Source organism: Prescottella equi (assembly GCF_020171745.1).
Lineage (GTDB): Bacteria > Actinomycetota > Actinomycetes > Mycobacteriales > Mycobacteriaceae > Prescottella > Prescottella equi_A.
Genome location: NZ_JAIVAH010000027.1, coordinates 157,366 through 178,965 on the forward strand (window position 1 = coordinate 157,366; position 21,600 = coordinate 178,965).

General features: G+C 69.9%; 17 protein-coding genes and 1 pseudogene. 8 read left to right on the forward strand and 10 right to left on the reverse strand.

Features of this window, described 5'->3' with window-relative positions:
* Position 1: 1 nt before the first annotated feature.
* Entirely contained in the window at positions 2-1,012 is a 1,011-nt protein-coding gene (locus tag LCL87_RS22020; RefSeq protein WP_225023572.1) for a glycoside hydrolase family 113 protein, read from the reverse strand.
* 130 nt (positions 1,013-1,142) lie between these two features.
* Here LCL87_RS22020 and LCL87_RS22025 point away from each other — a divergent pair, with 130 nt between their 5' ends.
* Positions 1,143-1,799, forward strand: coding sequence for a TetR/AcrR family transcriptional regulator (locus tag LCL87_RS22025; RefSeq protein ID WP_225023573.1), 657 nt, complete (start codon positions 1,143-1,145; stop codon positions 1,797-1,799).
* A 12-nt stretch (positions 1,800-1,811) separates the two neighbouring features.
* On the opposite strand, the gene LCL87_RS22030 is transcribed toward LCL87_RS22025, so the two are convergent.
* The 6 genes and pseudogenes from LCL87_RS22030 to LCL87_RS22055 form a co-directional block, all read right to left on the reverse strand.
* Positions 1,812-2,345: an Rv2253 family sensor-like surface protein gene (locus LCL87_RS22030; RefSeq protein ID WP_225023574.1), complete on the reverse strand. Its 534-nt coding sequence runs from the start codon at positions 2,343-2,345 to the stop codon at positions 1,812-1,814.
* Positions 2,346-2,458: 113 nt separating this feature from the next.
* Positions 2,459-4,069: pseudogene (locus LCL87_RS22035) on the reverse strand (ABC transporter substrate-binding protein).
* Positions 4,070-4,080: 11 nt separating this feature from the next.
* Entirely contained in the window at positions 4,081-4,539 is a 459-nt protein-coding gene (locus LCL87_RS22040; protein ID WP_225023575.1) for a VOC family protein, read from the reverse strand.
* A gap of 131 nt (positions 4,540-4,670) precedes the next feature.
* Entirely contained in the window at positions 4,671-5,045 is a 375-nt protein-coding gene (locus LCL87_RS22045; protein ID WP_225023576.1) for a PPOX class F420-dependent oxidoreductase, read from the reverse strand.
* 67 nt (positions 5,046-5,112) lie between these two features.
* On the reverse strand, positions 5,113-6,450 hold the full coding sequence (locus tag LCL87_RS22050; protein ID WP_225023577.1) for an ABC transporter permease: 1,338 nt from the start codon (positions 6,448-6,450) through the stop codon (positions 5,113-5,115).
* Positions 6,447-7,223 carry an ABC transporter ATP-binding protein gene (locus LCL87_RS22055; RefSeq protein ID WP_225023578.1) on the reverse strand — a complete coding sequence of 259 codons (777 nt, stop codon included), beginning with the start codon at positions 7,221-7,223 and terminating at the stop codon, positions 6,447-6,449. Before LCL87_RS22055 ends, LCL87_RS22050 begins: the two co-directional genes overlap by 4 nt.
* Before the next feature lie 108 nt (positions 7,224-7,331).
* Between LCL87_RS22055 and LCL87_RS22060 the strand changes: the two genes are divergently transcribed.
* From LCL87_RS22060 to LCL87_RS22070, 3 genes are all read left to right on the forward strand, one after another.
* Positions 7,332-8,516 carry a sensor histidine kinase gene (locus LCL87_RS22060; RefSeq protein ID WP_225023579.1) on the forward strand — a complete coding sequence of 395 codons (1,185 nt, stop codon included), beginning with the start codon at positions 7,332-7,334 and terminating at the stop codon, positions 8,514-8,516.
* 37 nt (positions 8,517-8,553) lie between these two features.
* Positions 8,554-9,216: a response regulator transcription factor gene (locus LCL87_RS22065; RefSeq protein WP_225023580.1), complete on the forward strand. Its 663-nt coding sequence runs from the start codon at positions 8,554-8,556 to the stop codon at positions 9,214-9,216.
* Between the two features lie 139 nt (positions 9,217-9,355).
* Positions 9,356-10,432: a metallophosphoesterase gene (locus LCL87_RS22070; protein WP_225023581.1), complete on the forward strand. Its 1,077-nt coding sequence runs from the start codon at positions 9,356-9,358 to the stop codon at positions 10,430-10,432.
* 4 nt (positions 10,433-10,436) lie between these two features.
* Here the strand turns inward: LCL87_RS22070 and LCL87_RS22075 are convergent, their stop codons facing one another.
* The gene (locus tag LCL87_RS22075; protein WP_225023582.1) at positions 10,437-12,770 is read right to left on the reverse strand and encodes an FHA domain-containing protein; all 2,334 of its coding nucleotides are present in this window, start codon (positions 12,768-12,770) and stop codon (positions 10,437-10,439) included.
* Between the two features lie 188 nt (positions 12,771-12,958).
* On the opposite strand from LCL87_RS22075, the gene LCL87_RS22080 reads away from it, so the two are divergent.
* Positions 12,959-13,600 carry a dihydrofolate reductase family protein gene (locus LCL87_RS22080; RefSeq protein ID WP_225023583.1) on the forward strand — a complete coding sequence of 214 codons (642 nt, stop codon included), beginning with the start codon at positions 12,959-12,961 and terminating at the stop codon, positions 13,598-13,600.
* 9 nt (positions 13,601-13,609) lie between these two features.
* Here the strand turns inward: LCL87_RS22080 and cobN are convergent, their stop codons facing one another.
* Positions 13,610-17,209, reverse strand: a complete 3,600-nt coding sequence (cobN, locus tag LCL87_RS22085; RefSeq protein ID WP_225023584.1) for a cobaltochelatase subunit CobN — start codon at positions 17,207-17,209, stop codon at positions 13,610-13,612.
* 209 nt (positions 17,210-17,418) lie between these two features.
* On the opposite strand from cobN, the gene cobG reads away from it, so the two are divergent.
* The 3 genes from cobG to cobJ are packed head-to-tail and all read left to right on the forward strand — an operon-like array spanning position 17,419 to position 20,691.
* The gene (gene cobG / locus LCL87_RS22090) at positions 17,419-18,558 is read left to right on the forward strand and encodes a precorrin-3B synthase (protein WP_225023585.1); all 1,140 of its coding nucleotides are present in this window, start codon (positions 17,419-17,421) and stop codon (positions 18,556-18,558) included.
* A gap of 19 nt (positions 18,559-18,577) precedes the next feature.
* Positions 18,578-19,204 carry a precorrin-8X methylmutase gene (locus tag LCL87_RS22095; RefSeq protein ID WP_127916828.1) on the forward strand — a complete coding sequence of 209 codons (627 nt, stop codon included), beginning with the start codon at positions 18,578-18,580 and terminating at the stop codon, positions 19,202-19,204.
* The gene (cobJ, locus tag LCL87_RS22100) at positions 19,201-20,691 is read left to right on the forward strand and encodes a precorrin-3B C(17)-methyltransferase (RefSeq protein WP_225023586.1); all 1,491 of its coding nucleotides are present in this window, start codon (positions 19,201-19,203) and stop codon (positions 20,689-20,691) included. Before LCL87_RS22095 ends, cobJ begins: the two co-directional genes overlap by 4 nt.
* A gap of 39 nt (positions 20,692-20,730) precedes the next feature.
* Here the strand turns inward: cobJ and LCL87_RS22105 are convergent, their stop codons facing one another.
* Complete coding sequence (locus LCL87_RS22105) at positions 20,731-21,600, reverse strand: hypothetical protein (RefSeq protein ID WP_225023587.1); 870 nt, start codon at positions 21,598-21,600, stop codon at positions 20,731-20,733.

A 21,600-nucleotide genomic window follows, 5' to 3' on the forward strand; every position in this document is an offset into this window, starting at 1 on the left:
GCTACGTCCGATACCGGTGTGCCACTGCCGTGAAGGCGGCCTTGGGTTCCCATTCCATGTCGGGGTAGGTCTGTCCCCGGCGCCCTTCGAGGAGTTTGACGATGCCCAGGCCGGCCCGGTCCAAGTCGTCCCTGGGGTCGCCGTCGGGGCGGTGCGGGTAGCCGGGCAGGGAAAACAGGAACACGAATGCGCTGTCCACGCCCTCGGTCTCGAAGATCTCCAGCAGTTCGCTCAGATATGCGGCCTGGCCGGCCTCGTCACGCTCGTATATGCCGTTCAGCCGGATAGGCGTCTTGGTCTCCGGGTCGTGCTCGACCACTTCCAGTACCCGCCCGCCACGGTCTCCCGCGCCGCGGTACGCGGCAGTGCCGAACCCGGTGATGGCGAGTGGCTTCGGGCCTCGAGCCAGGGTGCGCACCGCGTCCCGGAACCGGTCGGCGACCTCGGCGGAGCGGATCAGCTCGAACGTCACGATGTCGAAGGGGGTCCAGTCGACCTGCTCGAACTGGATGGCTGCGTAGGTGAGTTTGCCGTGGAAGCGCTCGCGGACCGTGGCCGCGGCGTCGCGGAGGAACGCGTTGATACGGACGCCGAGCTCGCGCATCGCTTCGGCCCGCCGCTCGGGTTGGGCCATCAGTTGCTCGACCCGATCCTCGGGGCTCTCCCCGGGCAGGAATCCGCGGTTCATCACGCTCAGCTCGACCCCTGCGACGAACACCACCGTGGCTCCCTGTTGCCGGAGCCGTTCCGCTCGCTCGGCGCAGTCGCGGAAGAGGCTGAGGATCTGCTCAGGATGCAGCTCCAGCGGATAGGGCGAGAACCAGACCTCCAGGCCGAGTTCGGCGGCGGCACGGCCGGCCAGCTCCAGCCGCTCCGGGTCGCCGCCGATGATCTGGATCGCGTTGCAGTGAAGGTCGTCGCGGATGATGGCCAACTCGCGCCGGACCACCGCCGGGTCGAAGTGCTCGCGGGATGACTGGCCGTGCACGACGAATCCGGTGTCGTAGGTCATTCCTCTTGCTCGCATGGTGACGTCCTCTCTTGTTCTCGGTCGCGTCGAGACTGGCATCAAACATGCGGGCACGCAAGTTTTCGTGGCAGCAACTTTGCGCGCACGCAGTCCGATATGGAACGCTGTCACCGTGACAACCCAACGACCAGGGCTGCGGGAGCGGAAGAAGCAGGCCACGCGCGAGGCGCTACGAGAGGCCGCCCTGCGTCTGGCTGTGGAGCGCGGACCGGACCAGGTTCGGGTCGAGGACATCGCCGAGGCGGCCGGGGTCTCGCCGCGCACCTACAACAACTACTTCGCCAGCCGCGAGCAGGCGATCGTCTCCGCTGTCACCGAAGACCGGGAGGCGCGCGTCGCAGCGGCGGTCGCCGCCCACCCCGCAGGAGTGCGCCTGGCTGACGCCGTCACCGAAGCAGTGATCGAGCAATACACGAGCACTGACGCGCGCGACCACGACGCGCTGCTGCTGATCACCACCCAGACCGCACTGCGCGACGCCTTCCTCGATGCCACCGCCGGCATCGAGCGTCCGCTCGCGGTGGTGATTGCCGAACGCCTGGACCACCCCGAAGCGCACACGGCGCGCGTCCTCGCAGCAAGTGTGGCCGCGGCAGTCCGCATCGCGCTGGAGGGCTGGCTCCAGCCGACCGGAAAGACGGAGGTTGCCGAGACCTTCACTGTCGGAGGGCTGGTGGTGCCGTCCGGCTCACTGTCCGACGAGCTCCGCGTGGCGCTGGCCCCGCTCGCGCCCGCGTTCGACGCCGCCGAGCAACGAATCCGGCCGTGAAGCCGATTTACGTCAGCTGCCGCTACCGAAGGCGGGAGGCGGGTCGACCGGGTAGGCGGCGACGTTCATGATGACCGAGCCTTCGCAGGGCCCGCTGGCGATATCGGTGCGCCACGAACCGACCAAGGTGCCGTCGGGTTGCGGGGTGTAGTACGCCTCCGAGTGGGCCGGCGCCCAAACCTTCTCGTTGCCTTCACCCATCCAGCAGTCCCACTCCCAGTCGTAGGGGTGCACCCAACTGGTCCCGTCCCACGTGTACTGCGCCGGTTGCGGCAGGGTGGGATTGGCGGGCGCCGGCCCACCGATCACGGTGGCCACACAGGTGCCGCCGGTGCACGTGGTCTCGAATGTGTAGGTATTCGCGAAGTCGGGTTCCCACTGGCTCGCAGCCATGCTCGTGCCGGTCTTGGTCGCGGCGAAGCGCTTCACCGAATAGTCGCCGGACCACGACGGCTGCGCCGCTCCGAGGGATGAGGCGACCGCGGGCAGGGCCGCGGAAACCGACCAGGACGCGATCAACGCAACTGCCAGCAGTGCTTTTCGCATGGGCGAATTGAAGCACGAGCGGAGTCGCTGTCGCGGCCGATGACCGAATTCCGGAGCACGATCCGTCGACGGGTGGTGGGGTCGTCGACTTCCGGCGACCCCACCACGTCCGGTCACCGCGTCAGGTACGCCTGATCGAGCAACAGCACGGCGCGACTGGTCGGCACCACCCCGTGGAGTCTGTCCGTCCAGAACATCGAATACGTGTAGCCGCCGGTGGTGACCATCGGGACGTCCTCGGTGAACACGGTCTGGATGTCGTTCATGATCGCCTTCGCCTGCTCCGTCGACGGGGCCGACCCGAACGCGTCGAGCAGCGCATCGAGCTCGGGATTCTTGTAGCCCGAGGCGTTCCCGGACGCGGCACTGTGCAGGTTCGGGTACAGCGACGCCCACGGGTCGTCGTCGAACATGCCGATCCCGAACTGCGTCATCTGGAAGTCGCGCTTGGCGAACACCCGGGTGACGATGTCGCCGAAGGTCGGGACGGTGTCGATGACCAGATCGAAGCCGACGGCATTGAGCATCGCCTGGACGGCGAGGGCGGATGTCGGGTCGCCGGTCGCCGTCAGCACGACCTTTCCGTCCCAGCCGGTCTCCGCCTTGACCTCGTCGACGAGGGCGCGAGCACGGTCGGGATCGAAGGCCGGACCCGGGGTCTCGGTGGCCCACAACGACTGCTCACCGAACAGCGACGAATGGTAGAGGCCCGCACCGTCACTCACCCGCGCGCGAAGCTGATCGGTCTGGAGTGCGGCCGTCATCGCCTGGCGGACCCGAACATCCGCCGTCGGCGACTTGCTCGCGGGGTCCTGATTGAGCAGGAAGCCCCAGCCGTTCCCCGCCCACACGTACCCGGGCAGCCCTTTCGAGAGTGCGGCCGCGGTCGGCTTGTCGCCGCTGACCTTGGCCAGGTCGACCTCGGACCGGGCCAGCCGGTCGACGCCGGCGATGGGGTCGGTGCTGAACGTGATGTCGAGGCCGTCGAGGTTGGGCGAACCCGCCCAGTACCCGTCGTTGCGCGTCATCACCAGCTTCTCGCCCGGGACGAACGAATCGACTCTGAAGGCACCGGCGCCGACGGGCCGCAACGAGAAGGCCTTTGGGTCGGCCTGGATCGCGGCGGGCGAGCCGATCATCCCCGCATTCCCGGCGAGCAGTCCGGGAAAACGCGCCTACGGTCGGTCCAGCGTCAGGACGACGGTGTCGGCGTCCGGGGTGTCGAACGCGGTGATCTTCTTCACCAGCGCCGATTGCACGGCCGAGGGGGTCGACGCGTACCGCTGCAGGTTGAACACCACCGCGGCAGCGTCGAGCGGGGTGCCGTCGGTGAACGTCACGCCGGGGCGCAGATCGAGAGTCCACGCGCTGAAATCCGCGTTGGGGGTGAGCGATCGGGCCAACTGCGGTTCGAACGTGTCGGTGTCCGCGTCGTAGCGAATCAACTGGTCGAACACGGCGGCGGCCTCCATGCCGCCGGTCGAGGCGCCCGTCTGAACGGTCGGATCGAGCGACTGCAGCGGGTACGACTCCGAAATGGAGAGCACCCCACCGCGCTGGGGCCGGCCGGTGTCCTCGCGTGCGTTCACGAAGCCGGTCGCCGGGGCCGCGCCCGGGTCGGCGTCGGATGTCGCGGTGGACGAGGCACATCCGGCCAGGACCAGTGCCGAGCAGACGAGGCCGGCCACGCCGGCGGCCAGCTTCGGGGAACGCGTTGTCGTCATCGCCGGCACTCTCACCACTCCTCGTGGTGGCCGTCGGCGTACTCGATCAGTTCGATGTTCGCGCCGTCCGGGTCCTTGATGAAGAACAGACGGGTCCCGGAGACCTCCATGATCCGCGGGGACATCGTGATCCCGGCCTCGTCGGCCAGGTCCCAGGCCTGCTCGATGTCGGAGACGGTGACGCTGAACCCGCCCGCGCCCAGAGACGGACGTGGGGGCAGCGCGCCCACCTCGACATTGTCGTACTGCAGCAGCTCGACGATGTGACCGCACACGCGGCCCATCACCAGGCTCACCGCAACGCCCGGGGTGACGATGACGTCCAGGGCATCGCTGCGCGTAGGGGTCGTCTCCACGAACACCTCGAGGCCGAGATGCTTCTCGTAGAACTCACGCGAACGTTGCAGGTCGGAGACGGCGATTCGGGTGTGATCGAATCCGGTGAGTCCGAGCATTCCACTGTGCGGCACAGCACTTCTCCTCGATGATTCGGCGGCGGTTGCAGTCCACGACCGCGGTGCGGTCGGGCAAGGCCATCGGATCAGAGGGAGAGGTGGGCTTCCCGTGATTCCCGCCTAGCGAGAATCACGAGCGGTTCGGCTCACGCGGTGATGGCGAGTCCGATAGTGCCCTTGCGGCCACGCCGCAGAATGCTGCCCTTGACGGCGATCCACCCGATCACGCCGTACTTGCGCGCGATCGCGTCGCGCGTCTCCTCGGTACCGGCGTCGTCGAGCACCGCGGCGGTCGCGTCAATCTGCGGGCCCTTCGGGTTGCCGCGCGCGTCGCACGCACCCACCGTGACCCGCGAGCGGTTCCGGATCCGCTTGACCTTCCACGACTTCGTCTCGGTCCACATCAGCATCCTGTCGCCGTCCATCGCCGCCCACAGCGGAGTCGGCACGCCCGATCCGTCCTTCCGGAACGTGGTCAGCAGAACGTATTTCGCGGCACCGATCTCGCTCAGCGTGGTCATGTCCGCCACAGTACGTGGGAACCGGGGGCCGCCGTCGAGCGATCGTGGCGACCGCGCACGCCGTCGTTCACCCGCGAAGCGCGTGGGCGGCATTCGTGCGGGAGGCCTGGACCGCGGGCCACGCCAGCGCGAGGCAGGTGGTGGTCAGCGTCGCGGCGGCCAGACCCGCGAGCATAGGCCAGGGCAGGTCGCCCACCACTTCGCCGAACGGGGTCCGCGCGCCGACCGCGATCGTCGCGCAGGACACCAACAGCGTGACGGCGCCGAAGACGATCGCGGTGACGGCATAGATGGCGCCCTCGTACACCGTCGACCGGGCGATCACGCCGGGGCGTGCACCGGCCACACTCACCAGCGCCGCGTCGCGCCGTCGCTCACGGCCCACCAGCGCGATGACGGCCAGCCCGCCGACCCACGAGACCACGAACACCCAGCCCAGCACGACGAGCACGTCGTCGAGCCCGGTGGAACCACCCGGCATCGCGTTGCCGATCACCATGAAGATGCCCACGATCGACAGCGCCAACGCGAACGGCAGCACCGTGGTCACGCTGCGTGCCGCGCGGGCGCGGCAGGACTGCACGGCCAACCGCCACGCGACACCGGTGACCGGCACCACCGCGGTCCACAGCCTCATCAGCGGCGTGAGGACCCACGGCCCCAGCAGAAGCAGCAGGCAGACCAGGAACAGGTTCCCCGCGAACGCGAAGGCGGTGCGCTGCTCGACTCCGCTGAGGTCGAAGCCCAGACCGGGAACCCACATGCCGATGACGCCGGCGAGGAGACTCAGTGCGAGCAGACCCCGCCCGATGCTGGGGCGGACAACCGGTTCCGCGGTGTCGCGGAACGCGCGCATCTCGGGTGTTCGCGAGGCACGTCGGGCGGCGCCCCATCCGCCCATGAGGCACGGCACGACACCGGCCGCCAGCGTCGCGCCGAGGTGCCACAGCCGGAAGTCGACGTGGGCGCCGTGCAGGTCGAGACCGGTGTCGGTCCACTGCCACAGCGCGACGCGGGCCACCACGAGCGCGAGCGGCAGCGCGAGCACGCCGGCCACCAGTCCCAGTACCAGTAGTTCCGTGACGAGCACCCGGCGCACGGCGCGTCGCGGGATGCCCAGGATCACCCACAGCGCATGCTCGCGGCGCTGCGCGGTGAGGGTGAGCCCGACCGTGGAGGCGACGACGGCGACCGCGGCGAGGACGGTGAAGAACACGATGTTGCCGCCCAGGGCGATCGCGGCCTGGGTCATGTCGGCGTCGCCAGCGGCCTGCGCCGATCCGATCGCGGTGAGCATCGCGATCACGGCGCCGGCGGCGCAGGCGCCACCGACGGTGGCGCACAGGACGGTCCACAGCCACATGGCGGTCCGGCGTCGGATGTCGGCGAGAACGAGGCGGATCATGCGAGCACCTCGCCCGCGGTGGCGGCCTGGGCCGCGAGGATGGCGTCGCTGACGGCGCGGCCGTCGCCGCCGGGAATCACGTCGTGGACGCGTCCGGAGCCCATCACGACCACGTGGTCGGCGCGGGCCGCGGCATGCGGATCGTGGGTGACCATAACGACGGTCGAGCCCTGCGCGGGCAGCGCCTGCAGCCAGTCGAGCACCACCTGCCCCGATGCGAGATCGAGCGCCCCGGTGGGTTCGTCGGCGAACACGATGCGCGGCCGGTTGGCCACGACGCGGGCGACCGCCACCCGCTGGCGTTCGCCGCCGGACAGGCGGTCGGGTCGCCGACCGGCGTGTTCCCGGATGCCGAGTCGATCCATGGCCTCGTGGATGCGGGCCCGGGGCACCTTGTGGCCGGCGAGGCGGGCCGGTAGTGCGATGTTGTCTTCGACCGTCAGCGAGCTGACCAGGTTGTACTCCTGGAAGACGAATCCGATGTGCTCGCTGCGGAGGGCGGCGCGTCCGCGGGCACCGAGGGAGCCGAGGTCGGTGCCGAGCACCTCGACGGTGCCGCCGGTGGGCTCCTCGAGGCCGGCCGCGCAGAACAGCAGGGTGGACTTGCCGGACCCGGACGGGCCGACGACGGCGGTGAGGCGACCCTCGGGGATGTCGAGATCGATGTCGTGCAGCACGCGGGTGGTGTCACGACGACGGCCGGGAACGGGAAAATCCATGCTCAGGCCGCGGAGGCGGATGCAGGGGGCGGTGGTCGGGGCGTCGAACGGCATGTAGGTATTCGACCGTGTTCCGCCCCGGAGAACACTGGTGCTGTCTCCCCGAGAAGGTAGAGCGAGCACTACCTTCTCCGGGACCCTGATCTGGCAGAGTTCGATGGCATGTCGTCCTCGCGCCTGGCCCGGAGGGTGCTGCTGGAGGTGGCGGCCGCGGCACTGCTGCCGCTGCTGCTCGTCTGCCTGGTGCTGGTGCCGCTGCTGCCGATCACCGCCGTCGTGGTGGCCGAACTCGATCGGATGCGCGCCGCCGCCTGCGGTGCGCCGAGCCGTCCCCTGCGGCCGAAGGACGAGCCGTGGTGGCCCTGGATCCGGTCCCGGGTGCGTACCTCCGGGCTGTGGCGCACGGATCTCCCGGTGTTGCTGGTCTCGGTGGTGCTGAGCGTGCTGTCGCTGCTGATCGCGTTCTTCGGCTTCATCGGCGCGCTGGTGCTGGTCTTCTCCCCCGTGTTCTGGGCGTTCGGCATCGCCGCGCAGGCCGGTCCGTTCACGCCCGCGTCCGCGGGACAGTCGGTGGCGGCGGTGCCCTTCGGGTTCGTGCTGGCGGTCGTGACGGCACTGCTGCTGGCCGGAATCTCGTCGATCCGCGACGTGACGTTGCTCGGCTTCTCCACCCGCCGCGACCGCGAGCTCCAGGCACAGGTCCGCGACCTGCGCAGCAGTCGTGCCTCGCTGACCGAGGCCTTCGAACTGGAACGACAGCGGATCGAACGGGACCTGCACGACGGCGCGCAACAGGACCTCGTGGCGGTGGTGCTCAGTCTCGGCATGCTCGAGGCGGCCGCCGATGCCGGCGCCGACACCGAGCGGCTCCGGGAACTTGCCTCGAGGTCGCACGCGCAGGCCGAGCGGGCGCTCGAGCGGCTGCGGGAGACGGTGCGCGGCATCCACCCCCGCGACCTCACCGATCTGGGGCTCGTGGCGGCCGTGCGCGAACTGGTCTCCCGGTCGCCGCTCGCCGTCGAGTTCGAGGCGGAGGGCGACGACTCGTCACTGTCCGCCCCCATCGCGGGGGCGGTCTACTTCTCCGTCTCGGAGGCACTGACCAACGTCGCGAAGCACGCCGGCGTCGATCGGGTCCGCGTCGCGCTGCGCTGCACCCCCGACGGTGTCGTCGCCGAGATCGTCGACCACGGCGGCGGCGGTGTCGAGCTCGGTGAGGGACGCGGCACCGGTCTGGTGGGACTGCGGGAGCGGATGCGCAGCGTCGGCGGCGAGATCGAGGTCGTGAGTCCACCCGGGACGGGAACTACGGTGGTGGTGACGGCTCCCGCCGAACCGCCGTGGTGATCGTTCGGCTCTGCACGCGACGAGGAACTGAAAACCTATGAGAATCGTGCTGGCCGACGACGCCCCGCTCATTCGCGCCGGGATCAAGGAGATCCTGGTTTCCAGTGGGCACGATGTCGTCCGCGAGTGCGACGACGCCCCCTCGATGGTTTCTGCCGTCGACGCCATGGTCGCGACGGGCGATCAGCCCGATTTGTTGATCACCGACGTGCGGATGCCGCCCGAGAGCACCGACGACGGATTGCGCGCCGCGATGGATCTGCGTGCCCGCCACCGGGACCTGCCGGTGCTGGTGCTGTCCGCCTACGTGACCGGCCCCTACGTCAAGGCGCTCCTCAACGGCCCGGGTGCCGACGGCGTCGGGTATCTACTCAAGGAGAAGGTGGGTCGGGTCGGCGACTTCCTGCGAGCCGTCGAGACGGTGTCCACCGGCGGCGTCGTCGTCGACCCGGAGGTGGTACGGCACGTCACCAAACCGGACTCGGCGTCCGGGCCCCTGGGCAGGTTGTCGGCGCGCGAGAGCGAGGTCCTCGCGCTGATGGCCGAGGGCAAGTCCAACGGCGAGATCGCCGACCAGTTGTTCCTGTCGAAGGCGGCGGTCAGCAAGCACGTGGCCAACGTGTTCCTCAAGCTGGGCCTGCCGCCCGGCGAGGACAACCGCCGGGTCAAGGCGATCCTCACATGGCTCGACCACCACTGAGCACCACCGTCCGGCCGTCGGCCGATTGAACGTTTCGTGAATATCGGTGGAGATATTGCTGTTTCGAGCGTTCTCCGGCTCGTCGTGCGGTTTGCTGGGACGGACTTCCCGACATCCTGGACATCGACGAGGACCGCCCGTGACCGAGTTCAACCCGATCGACCGCCGCCGCTTCCTCGCCGGAGCCGCCGTGACCGGCGCGGCCGCCTCGCTGGCCGCGCTGGCACCGACCGCCGCCGCAGCCGCCCCGGGAGCCCTACCCGCCGACGGCAAGTTCCCTTTTCCGACCACGTCGAATCTCCGGGTGCTCGTCACCGGCGACGCCGGAACCGGCACGCCGGTCCAGTGGGCGGTGGCCGACGCGATGCGGAAGGTGCACGGCGCGGAACCGTTCGGGATGGCGCTCGGCCTGGGCGACAACATCTACGAGGCCGGACCGAACGGTGACCGCGACGTCCAGTTCGCCACCAAGTTCGAGGATCCGAACCACGGCCTGGACTTCCCGTGGTTGATGGCGCTGGGCAACCACGACAACACCGCACTATTCCCCGGCGACGGGGGCTGGCTGCTGCGCGGCAACGACGAGGTGGGCTACCACCAGACCTCCCGCAAGTGGTGGATGCCGTCGCGGTACTACTCGGTGCGGGTGCCCGAGGAGAACCCGATCGTGGAGTTCTTCGTCCTCGATCTCAACCCGGTCGCCGCCTACCTGCCCCCGCTGTTCGTGCCGTACTGGGCGGCGGACGGGCAGTTCATGAACGAGCAGCGCGCGTGGCTGGACGCGGCGATCGCGTCGTCCCCGGCGAAGTGGAAGATCGCGTGCACTCACCACCCGTACCTGAGCAACGGCTCGCACGGCGACGCCGGTGCGTACGACGGCATCCCGATCGAACCGATGAACGGCATCCACGCCAAGCGTTTCTACGAGGACCACGTCGTCGGTCGTTGCCAGTTCATCCTGTCCGGACACGACCACACACTGCAGGTGCTCGAGCCGACCGTCGCCTCCAAGGGCACCCGGCAGATCGTCTCCGGTGCGACCGGCAAGGACAGTCACGGCAAGTCCACCAGTCCGGACCGGGCAAATCTCTACCAGAACTTCGACGACCTCGGATTCATGGTCATGGACCTGAACCCCGATTCGGTGCGACTGCGGGTCTACACCGTGGACATCCCCACGGCCGAGCCGAAGCTGGCGTTCGACCGCCGGCTGTAGGCCTCTACCGACGGCGCAGCCGGAGCCGGCTGTAGGTGAAGACCGCGAGCACGCAACTGATGAGCACCAGCATGGCGATGCTGAGCAGCCACCACGATCCGATGTGCTGCCACAGCGTGTCCGGCTCGGTGCCGGAGGCATTCGTGACCAGGTCCACCGTCGAGGCGGCGGCCGCGAACCCCCAGCGGGACGGAAACAGCCACGCGACCTGTTCGAGCACGGCGCGGCCGGTGATCGTGATCAATCCTCCGCACATCACCAGCTGCGCCATGATCGTGACCACCAGCATCGGCAGCACCTGCTCGCTCGACCGCGCCACCGAGGACAACGCCAGTCCGAGCACGACGCAGCAGCAGGTGGTGGCGGCGATGTCCACGATCAGTTCGACGGAGCCCGACGGGAGCACACTGCCGTGGCCCGGGAAACCCTTGCCCACGTAGACGATCAGCACCATGATCACCGACTGCACGACGCCGGCGGTGCAGAACACGACGATCTTCGCCGTCAGGTAGGCGGACGGCAGCAGCCCGGCGGCCCGTTCGCGCTGATAGACCATGCGTTCGCCGACCAGGTCGCGGATGGTCAGTGAACAGCCCATGAAGGCGGCGCCGAGAATCAGCACCACCAGGATCTGGGTGAGTTCGCCGGACACGTCGGCACCGGACTGCCCGAACCCGGTGTCGCCCGGTACGAGCAGGGCCAGGCCGCCGAGCACGAAGGGCAGCAGCGACAGGAAGATCAGGTAGCCCCGGTCGGCGCGGATCAGCCGAACCTGGCGGCGGGAGACGGTGCTCAACTGTTTGCGCCTCGACGTGTGCGCGGGGCGCCCCAGAGGCCCGGGCGGGCTCGGCGGCGGCGCCACTTCGGGTCGGGTGGCGCGATATTCGGCGAACACTCCGTCCGGGTCGGATGCGACACGGGCGAAGATGTCGGCCCAGTCGGTGCTGCCGAGCGCGGCCCCCACTCGGTCCGGCGGGCCGACGTAGGCGGTCTTGCCGCCCGGGGCGAGGAGCAGCACTTGATCGCACATCTCGAGGTACGACAGCGAGTGCGTGACGATGACGACGACGCGGCCCGAGTCGGCGAGGCCGCGCAAGGTCGCCATGATCTGTCGGTCGAGCGCGGGGTCGAGACCTGAGGTCGGTTCGTCGAGGATGAGCAGGGAAGGGCCCGTGAGCAACTCCAGCGCAACCGATGCGCGTTTGCGTTGCCCGCCGGAGAGGCGATCGACGCGGGTGTCGGCGTGCTCGGTCAGTTGCAGTTCGTCGAGCACCCCTGCGATCACCGCTTCACGGTCGGCCCGGGTGGTATCCGGCGGCAGTCTCAGCTCCGCGGCGTAGCCGAGGGCCCTTCGGAGTGTCAGCTGCCGATGGACGACGTCGTCCTGCGGGACCATGCCGATGCGCGAACGCAGTACCGAATAGTCGGTGTGCACGCTGCGACCATCGAATTCGACGACGCCTTCCGTGGGGCTAGCCGAACCGGAGATGATCTTCGCGACCGTGGTCTTTCCCGCGCCGGAGGGCCCGATCACCGCGGTGAGACTGCCGGGTCCCGCCGTGAAGGTGACGTCCTCCAGCAGCCGCCGCCCGCCTTCGATGGTGAGTCCGACGCCGTCCACACGTAGACCGCCGGCGGTCGTGGCCGGCGCCTGCCGTCGAACGAGACGGCCTTCCTGCACGCTGAGGTCGGTGTTGCCGATGGTGACGACGTCGCCGTCGGTCAGCCGTGCGCGCGACACCCGGGCGTCGCCGACGAACGTCCCGTTGACGCTGCCCAGATCGTCGATTTCGAGGCCGGACGGCCCATTGTGGACTATCGCGTGACGGCGTGAGGCCAGCACGTCACGGACGACGATGTCGTTGTCGGGGGCCCGTCCGATCGTGAGGGCTCCCGCCGGGACGGTCTCGTGGGGTGCCGGCGCGGGCGCTGGTGTCGGTGCCGAGGGCGGCGTGACCGAGGCCCCGACCTCGATCGTCGATTCGTCCCATCGACTGCCCACGTCCTGCAGCGTCGCGTCGGGGTCTTCGATCGAGATCCGCACGGTGGGTCCCTCGACCGCGTCACCCAGGCGGACGAGGACGGTGTCCGTGACGGGCACCTCGTCTCGGCGCTTGCCGTCGACATAGATCCCGTTCTTGCTGTCGGAGTCGACGAGCTGCCATCCCCCGTCCCATCTGAGCCGCGCGTGCTCGCGCGACACCACGGGATCGACGATCGTGATCTCCAACTGCGGGTCCCGGCCGATGCGTACCGCTTTGCCCGCGCTGTGGCTGGTACGGCCGTTGTCGGTCTCGACCACGACCCGCGGGCGCCCGCTTCTCGTCCAGTCGTCCATCGCCACGGCCTCCGGTCAGCATCAGGCGTAGAGCGTCGACTTCTCCATGGTGGCACGCCGCCGGGATCCGACGACAGAACGGTCAGTCTCGTATCGTCACGGCCAGGACTGGAGCCGCGTCGTGATGAGTTTCGTCGCCGCGGCGGGTCTGTCTTCTCGTAACACCACCTTCGAGAGCGGAGCATCACGTGAGTCAGCTGCTACGGGTCCAGAACTTCAACGTCTCGAGCGACGGCGTCGCCTGCGGTGAGAACCAGAGCTTCGAGAGTCCGTTCGGCCTCGACCCCGGCGAGATGCTCGCGTGGGCGGGCGCGACGGCGAGCTGGCCCATGCGCACCGACGGCGGCGGCAGCCGCGGCCTCGACGACTACTTCACCCGCGACTTCTCCCACAACATCGGCGCCGAAATCATGGGTCGCAACAAGTTCGGGCCGCAGCGCGGCCCGTGGGAGAACCTGGAGTGGGAGGGCTGGTGGGGTGAGGAGCCGCCGTTCCACACGCCGGTGTTCGTGGCGACCCACTACCCCCGGCCGTCGATCACGCGCGGCGAGACCACGTTCCATTTCGTCGACGGCGAACCCGCCGCGATCCTCGAGCAGGCGAAGGAGGCGGCACAGGGCAAGGACGTCCGGCTCGGCGGCGGGGTCACCACGATCCGCGAGTTCCTCGACGCCGATCTGGTCGACGCGATGCACGTGGCCGTCTCGCCGATCACGTTCGGAACGGGACTGCGGCTGTGGGACACCCCGGACGAGCTGCGCGACCGATTCCATCTGGAAACAGTGCCCAGCCCGAGCGGGGTCACCCACCACCTGTTCTGGCGGAAGTAGCCGGTCGGGCTACTCCCCCTCGAGCTCACCCTCGGTCTCGAGGTACACCTGCCGCAGGCCGTCGAGCACCTCTGGGGACGGCTCCTCCCACATCTTCCGTTCGACGGCCTCGAGCAGGCGTTCGGAGATGCCGTGCAGCGCCCACGGATTCGACTCGGACATGAACTTGCGGTTCTGCTCGTCGAGCACGTACGTCTCGGCGAGCTTCTCGTACATCCAGTCCGCGACGACGTTCGTGGTCGCGTCGTAGCCGAACAGGTAGTCGACGGTCGCGGCCATCTCGAACGCGCCCTTGTAGCCGTGCCGGCGCATCGCCTCGAGCCAGCGCGGGTTGACGACGCGGGCCCGGAAGACGCGGGCCGTCTCCTCCGACAGCGTCCGGGTGCGCACCGCGTCGGGGCGGGTGCTGTCGCCGATGTACGCCTCGGGGGCCGTGCCGGTGAGCGCGCGGACGGTGGCGACCATGCCGCCGTGGTACTGGAAGTAGTCGTCCGAGTCGGCGATGTCGTGCTCGCGGGTGTCGGTGTTCTTGGCCGCCACCGTGATCCGCTTGTAGGCGGAGCGCATGTCGTCCGAGGCCGGGACGCCGTCCAGGCCGCGGCCGTACGCGTAGCCGCCCCACGTGGTGTACACCTGCGCGAGGTCGGCGTCGTCGCGCCAGTTCTTCGAGTCGATCAGCTGCAGCAGGCCGGCGCCGTACGTGCCGGGCTTGGAGCCGAAGATGCGGGTGGTGGCGCGGCGGTCGTCGCCGTGCTCGGCCAGATCCGCCTGCGCGTGGGCGCGGACGTAGTTGTCCTCCGGCGACTCGTCGAGTCTGGCGACCAGGCGGACGGCGTCGTCGAGCAGCGCCAGCACGTGCGGGAACGCATCCCGGAAGAAACCGCTGATCCGGACCGTGACGTCGATGCGCGGGCGACCGAGTTCGGCGAGGTCGATCACCTCGAGGCTGGTGACGCGGCGCGACGCCTCGTCCCACACCGGGCGGACGCCGAGCAGCGCGAACACCTCGGCGATGTCGTCGCCGGAGGTGCGCATCGCGGACGTGCCCCACACCGACAATCCCACCGACCTGGGCCACTCGCCGTGGTCGGCGCGGTAGCGGGCGGCGAGGGACTCGGCCATCGCCTGACCGGTCTCCCACGCGAGCCGCGACGGCACCGCCTTGGGATCCACGGAGTAGAAGTTGCGCCCGGTGGGCAGCACGTTGATCAGCCCGCGCAGCGGCGACCCGGACGGGCCCGCCGCGATGAAGCCGCCGTCGAGCGCGTGCAGCACCTGCGAGATCTCGCCGGACGTCTGCCGCAGCCGCGGCACCACCTCGGTCGCGGCGAACCGCAGGATCTGCCGGACGGTGTCGTCGTCGGACAGCCGATCAGCCGCTTCCGGGTTCCAGTCCGTCTCGGCCAGCGCGGCGAGCAGCGCGTGCGCCTGCGCCTCGATCTGGTCGACGCGTCCGCGGTCCTCGTCGCCGGCCTCGCTGAGCCCCAACGCCTCCCGGAGGCCGGGCACGGTCTGCTCGCCGCCCCACATCTGTCGGGCTCGGAGCATCGCGAGCACCAGCTCCACCTCGGCGTCGCCCTCGGGCGCCTTGCCGAGGATGTGCAGGCCGTCGCGGATCTGGACGTCCTTGATCTCGCACAGCCAGCCGTCGACGTGCATGAGCATGTCGTCGAACACGTCCTCCTCGGGACGCTCGGTCAGGCCCAGGTCGTGGTCCATCTTCGCGGCCCGCATCAGCGTCCAGATCTGCTGGCGGATCGCCGGCAGCTTCGCCGGGTCCAACGCCGAGATGTTGGAGTGCTCGTCGAGCAGCTGCTCGAGCCGGGAGATGTCGCCGTAGGACTCGGCGCGCGCCATCGGCGGGATCAGGTGGTCGACCAGGGTGGCATGCGCGCGGCGCTTGGCCTGCGTGCCCTCGCCCGGGTCGTTGACCAGGAACGGGTAGATCATCGGCAGGTCGCCGAGCGCGGCGTCGGTGCCACACGACGCCGACATGCCCAGCGTCTTGCCCGGCAGCCACTCGAGGTTGCCGTGCTTGCCCAGGTGCACGATCGCGTCGGCCGCGAATCCACCCTGCTCGGCGGTCGCGGCGATCCAGCGGTACGCGGCCAGGTAGTGGTGGCTCGGCGGCAGGTCCGGATCGTGGTAGATCGCGACCGGGTTCTCGCCGAAGCCGCGCGGCGGCTGCACCATCAGCACGACGTTGCCGGCACGGATCGCGGCGATGACGATCTCGCCGTCCGGATCGGACGACCGGTCTACGTACAGCTCACCGGGCGCGGCGCCCCAGTGCTCCTCGACGCCGTCCCGGAAGTCCTGCGGCAGCGTCGCGAACCACTCGCGGTAGCGGGCCGCGGAGATGCGGATCGGGTTGCCCTCGAGCTGGTCGGCGGTGAGCCAGTCCGGGTCCTGACCGCCCGCGGCGATGAGCGCATGGATCAGCGCGTCGCCGTCCTTGGCGGCGAGCCCGGGCAGCGCGTCGTCGCCGTCGACCGGTCCGAGGTCGTAGCCGTGCTCGCGCATCGCGGTGAGCAGGTCGATCGCACTGGCCGGGGTGTCCAGTCCGACGGCGTTGCCGATGCGAGCATGCTTGGTCGGGTACGCCGACAGCATCAGCGCAATCTTCTTGTCCGGGTTCGGGATCCGGCGCAGCCGCGCGTGCCGGACGGCGATCCCGGCGGCGCGCGCGGCGCGCTCGGCGTCGGGCACGTACGCGGTGAGCCCGTCGGCGTCGATCTCCTTGAACGAGAACGGCACGGTGATCAGGCGGCCGTCGAACTCCGGGACCGCGACCTGGGTGGCGACGTCGAGCGGGGACATGCCGTCGTCGTTGGCCTCCCACGCCTCGCGGCTGCTGGTCAGACACAGGCCCTGCAGGATCGGCACGTCGAGGGCGGCGAGTTCCGCGACATCCCACGCCTCGTCGTCACCGCCGGCCTGCGCGTTCGCAGGCTTGGTGCCACCGGCCGCGAGGACCGTCACGACCATCGCGTCGGCGCGGCCCAGGGTCTCGAGCAGATCGGCCGGCGCGGTACGCAGCGAGGCACAGAAGATCGGCAACGGGTTCGCGCCGGCGTCCTCGATCGCCCGGCACAGCGCCTCGATGTACGTGGTGTTCCCGGCCAGGTGCTGGGCGCGGTAGTACAGCACCGCGACCGTCGGACCGTCCACCGCGCGAGCCTCGCGCTCGAGCACGCCCCAGTTCGGCAGGTGCACCGCGGGCTCGAAGCCGTGGCCGGTGAGCAGCACGGTGTCGGACAGGAAGTTGTGCAGCTGACGCAGGTTGGCGGCGCCGCCCTCGGCCAGGTAGGTGTGCGCCTCGGCCGCGATGCCGGCCGGGACCGTCGAGCACTCCATCAGTTCGGCGTCGGGAGCCTGCTCGCCGCCGAGGATCACCGCGGGCCGTCCCGACGCAAGCACCGCGTCGATGCCGTCCTCCCACGCGCGGCGGCCGCCCAGGATGCGGACGACGACCAGCTCGACACCGTCGAGCAGTCCGGGCAGGTCCTCGTCGACCAGGAGGCGGGCCGGGTTGGCCCAGCGGTAGTCGGCGCCGCTCGCACGGGCGCTGAGCAGGTCGGTGTCGGACGTCGACAGCAGCAGGATCACTGTTGCAGCCTTTCTGGGGTTTCGCGCCCCACGGCAGGGTTCCGGCGAGACAAGTCTCGGGAACGGGTTCGGGCGGCGGAAGAGGGTCTGACTTTCACAGTGGCGCGACCGCCCGGAATCTCACCGGTTTCCTCTTCTGCCGCGGTCGCCGGTGATCCTACCGGTCACTCGTTTGCGCACCCGTCCCCGCACTTCTCTAGCCTGGAGACGTGCCATCCCCACGTTCCGGCCCGGACAAGTGCCCGGGTGCCCTCCAGGTCCACCAGGCCGCCGACGGCCCGCTCGCCCGCGTCCGCCTTCCCGGCGGCGTGATCACATCGCCGCAGCTCCAGGCGCTGGCGACAGCCGCTCAGGAGATCGGCAACGGCGACATCGAGCTGACCTCGCGCGGTAATGCGCAGCTGCGGGCAGTGTCCGATCCCGAGGAGTTCGCTCGCCGGATCGCCGACGTCGGGCTGCTGCCGTCCACCACGCACGAGCGGGTGCGCAACATCCTCGCGTCGCCGCTGTCGGGGCGGATCGGCGGCCACGCCGACGTGCGCGCCCTGGTCACCGACCTGGACCGTGGCCTGTGCGCCGACCCGGCGCTGGCCGAGCTGCCCGGGCGCACCCTGTTCACGCTCGACGACGGCACCGGCGACATCTCGGGCCTGCGCGGCGACTTCGGTGTGCACGCGCTCGACGACGGCCGCTTCGCGCTGGTCCTGGCCGGTACGGATACCGGCGCCCGGCTCGCGGAGACGGACGCGGTAGAGGTGCTGCTGGCGTCGGCGCGCACGTTCGCCGAGATCCGCGACGACGCGTGGCGACTGAACGAGGTACCGGGCGGCACCGAGCGCGTGTTGGCCCGGCTCGGACTCGAGTACGGCGACCCGGTGGGACTGCCCGCCGCGGTCGAGCGGGGCCCGATCGGCTGGCTCGACCAACCCGACGGGCGCGTCACGCTCGCCGCCGGACTTGCGTTCGGCACTCTCCCGGCCCGGCTCGCGGAGTTCCTCGCGGCCGTCGAGAAGCCGATCATCGTCACCCCGTGGCGGTCGCTGCTGCTGCCCGACCTCGAGGAGTGGGCCGCCGAGCAGGTGGTGCGGGTCCTCGCGCCGATGGGCCTGATCTTCGACGAGAATTCGCCGTATCTGCAGGTCAGTGCGTGCGCGGGGCAGCCGGGCTGCGCCAAGTCGCACACCGACGTGCGGGCCGATGCGCGGGAGGCGATCGAGAACGAGGACCTGCCCGCCGACGGCCGTCAGCACTGGTCCGGGTGCGATCGCAAGTGCGGTCGCCCGCGCGGCGAGATAACAGACGTCGTCGCGGGACCGGAGGGTTACCGGGTGGAGAACGAGCCCTCGTGATGCCTCTATCGTGTGGCGCATGATCGACTACATCCGCGACGGTGCGGAGATTTATCGCCAGTCCTTCGCGACCATCCGGGCCGAGTCCGACCTCGCCCGGTTCCCCGCCGACGTCTCGCAGGCGGTCGTCCGGATGATCCACGCGAGCGGTCAGGTCGATCTGGTCGACGACGTCGCGTTCACCCCGAACGTGGTCGCCGACGCCCGCGAGGCGCTGCGCCGCGGGGCCCCGATCCTGTGCGACGCGAAGATGGTCGCCGCCGGGGTCACCCGCAAGCGTCTGCCCCGCGACAACGACGTGCTGTGCATGCTCGACGATCCGCGAGTTCCCGTGCTGGCCAAGGCGATCGACAACACCCGCTCGGCCGCGGCGCTCGAGTTGTGGGGCGACAAGCTCGACGGTGCGGTCGTCGCGATCGGCAACGCGCCCACCGCGCTGTTCCACCTGCTCAACCTCATCGAGGCCGGCGCCCCGCGGCCCGCCGCGATCGTCGGCGGACCCGTCGGCTTCATCGGCGCGGCCGAGTCCAAGGAGGCGCTGATCGAGCACCCCGCCGGCCTCGAGTACCTGGTGGTGCGCGGACGGCGCGGCGGCAGCGCGATCACCGCGGCCGCCCTCAATGCGATTGCGAGCGAGATCGAATGAGTGGGGCAGGCAAGCTGTGGGGTGTCGGCATCGGGCCCGGCGACCCGGAGCTGATGACCGTCAAAGCCGCCCGCGTGATCGGCGAGGCCGACGTCGTCGCGTTCCACAGCGCCCGGCACGGCCGCAGCATCTCGCGCGGCGTCGCCGCCCCGTACATGCGGGACGGCCAGATCGAGGAACACCTCGTCTACCCCGTCACCACCGAGACCATCGACCATCCCGGTGGCTACCAGGGTGCGATGGACGAGTTCTACGAGCAGGCCGCCGAGCGCCTGGCCGCGCACCTCGAGGCCGGCCGCAGCGTCGCACTGCTCGCCGCCGGTGATCCGCTGTTCTACAGCTCGTACATGCACATGCACAAGCGTCTGGCCGACCGGTTCGAGGCCGAGGTCATCCCCGGCGTCACCGCCGTCAGTGCCGCGTCCGCCGCGCTGGCCGAGCCGCTCGTCGAGGGCGAGGAGGTCCTGACGGTCCTGCCCGGCACGCTGCCGCAGGAGGAGTTGACCCGCCGCCTGCGCGAGACCGACGCCGCTGCGATCATGAAGCTCGGCCGCACGTATCCGGCTGTGCGCCAGGCACTCAAGGATTCCGGACGGATCGACGAGGCGTACTACGTCGAGCGCGCCAGCACCGACCGGCAGCGGGTCGCGAAGGCCGACGAGGTCGACGACGCCGACGTGCCGTACTTCGCGATCGCCGTCGTGCCCAGCCCGGTGAACAACCGCGTCGAGGCCGCGCCGGCGCGCGGTGAGGTGGTCGTCGTCGGCCTCGGTCCCGGCGATCAGGCCTGGACCACGCCGGAGGTGCGCCAGGAACTGGCCCGCGCCACCGACATCGTCGGCTACACCACGTACATCGACCGGGTCCCGGTCCGTCCAGGCCAGCGCCGACACGCCAGCGACAACCGCGTCGAGGCCGAACGCGCCGCGATGGCGCTCGACATGGCCAAGCGCGGCGCGCGCGTCGCCGTCGTCTCGTCCGGCGATCCGGGCGTCTTCGCGATGGCCGCCGCCGTGCTCGAGGTGGCGGCCGAGGAGCAGTGGCGCGACGTCCCGGTCCGGATCCTGCCCGGCATGACCGCCGCCAACGCCGTCGCCAGCCGGGTCGGCGCCCCGCTGGGCCACGACTACGCGATGCTCTCGCTGTCGGATCGGCTCAAGCCGTGGGACATCGTCGCCAAGCGCGTCTCCGCCGTCGCGAGCGCCGACATGGCGTTCGCGGTCTACAACCCGGCGTCCAAGTCGCGCACGTGGCAGGTCGCCGCGATGCGCGACCTCGTGCTCGAGCACCGCTCTCCCGACACCCCGGTGATCATCGGCCGTGACATCGCCGGCCCCGAGGAGTCGATCAAGATCGTCCGCCTGGCCGATCTCGACCCCGCCGACGTCGACATGCGGTGCCTGCTGATCGTCGGATCGTCGCAGACGACGGTCGTCGAGAGCGCATCGGGGACAACGGTCTTCACGCCGCGGCACTACCCGGCCTGACATCGCTCCGCCGAACGGGAGTTCACGGCACGCTTTCGCTCAGATCCCGTGCCCTGAGTTCCCGTTCGGCAGCGGATTGACGGTGTCGCTGTCCCAGGTCAGCCTCTGGTCGGCGCGAACCGGAAGGGCCTCTAGATCCGCGGCGGCAAGGACTGCGGCGACGCACTCAGCGGACGCCCCGAGGTAGGTGGTCATCAGGTCGATGTCGGTTGCCACACACCACGCGTGGTCGTCGGGCCACCACAGATGTGCACTCATACCGGTGGGAAACCGTTGTGTCGCGCCGAACTGGGTGTCCGCCATCGCCAAGGTTCCGGTGAACAGCACCATGTCCCGCGCCGGCATGGGAAGCCGTCGATAGTCGGAAGGTGCACAGATGTGCCCGGAGCCCTCCCAGTGCGCGAACCAGCAGACCTCCGGCGTGCCGGTGAAGCGGCGCAGGACTGCGGCCAGCGCGCGGGCGGTTGCCGGAGGCAGCGATCCTTGCTCTGGTTCGCCTTCCCATACCCCGGTCTGACCAGGGGTATCCCAGGAGCCGACGATCGACCCCCATTCCATGACCGGATGCGCTGTCGTGCCGTTCGCGGCCGCAACCTCCGACCACCGCACCGGCCGGTCGTCGGCCGTGGCTGCCGGATGGAAAATGCGGGCGTAGGCGGGAAAATCTGGCGGCAGCAGCGACGCGATCGTGTGATCGAAGCCGTGAACCCGGTCGACGATCCACTGCCCGGCATCGACCTCCCGAACCATCCGCAGGCCGCGCTCGTCCCAATCGCGTCCGTCGGTCGTTGATCCATCCATCGGTACATCACACCTCGGCGGGCGGTTGGACGCCATCGAATCCCGTGCCACCCATTGCGCAGACAATGCCGTCACGCACATCTCTCCCGCAGCCGGGTAGCGTCCCAC

Coding starts and splice junctions, on each gene's coding strand:
- LCL87_RS22060 (WP_225023579.1), top strand. CDS start 7,332: ATGTCGTCCTCGCGCCTGGCCCGGAGGGTGCTGCTGGAGGTGGCGGCC.
- cobJ (WP_225023586.1), top strand. CDS start 19,201: ATGAGTGGGGCAGGCAAGCTGTGGGGTGTCGGCATCGGGCCCGGCGAC.
- LCL87_RS22030 (WP_225023574.1), bottom strand. CDS start 2,345: ATGCGAAAAGCACTGCTGGCAGTTGCGTTGATCGCGTCCTGGTCGGTT.
- LCL87_RS22050 (WP_225023577.1), bottom strand. CDS start 6,450: ATGATCCGCCTCGTTCTCGCCGACATCCGACGCCGGACCGCCATGTGG.
- LCL87_RS22095 (WP_127916828.1), top strand. CDS start 18,578: ATGATCGACTACATCCGCGACGGTGCGGAGATTTATCGCCAGTCCTTC.
- LCL87_RS22055 (WP_225023578.1), bottom strand. CDS start 7,223: ATGCCGTTCGACGCCCCGACCACCGCCCCCTGCATCCGCCTCCGCGGC.
- LCL87_RS22075 (WP_225023582.1), bottom strand. CDS start 12,770: ATGGACGACTGGACGAGAAGCGGGCGCCCGCGGGTCGTGGTCGAGACC.
- LCL87_RS22045 (WP_225023576.1), bottom strand. CDS start 5,045: ATGACCACGCTGAGCGAGATCGGTGCCGCGAAATACGTTCTGCTGACC.
- LCL87_RS22020 (WP_225023572.1), bottom strand. CDS start 1,012: ATGACCTACGACACCGGATTCGTCGTGCACGGCCAGTCATCCCGCGAG.
- LCL87_RS22065 (WP_225023580.1), top strand. CDS start 8,554: ATGAGAATCGTGCTGGCCGACGACGCCCCGCTCATTCGCGCCGGGATC.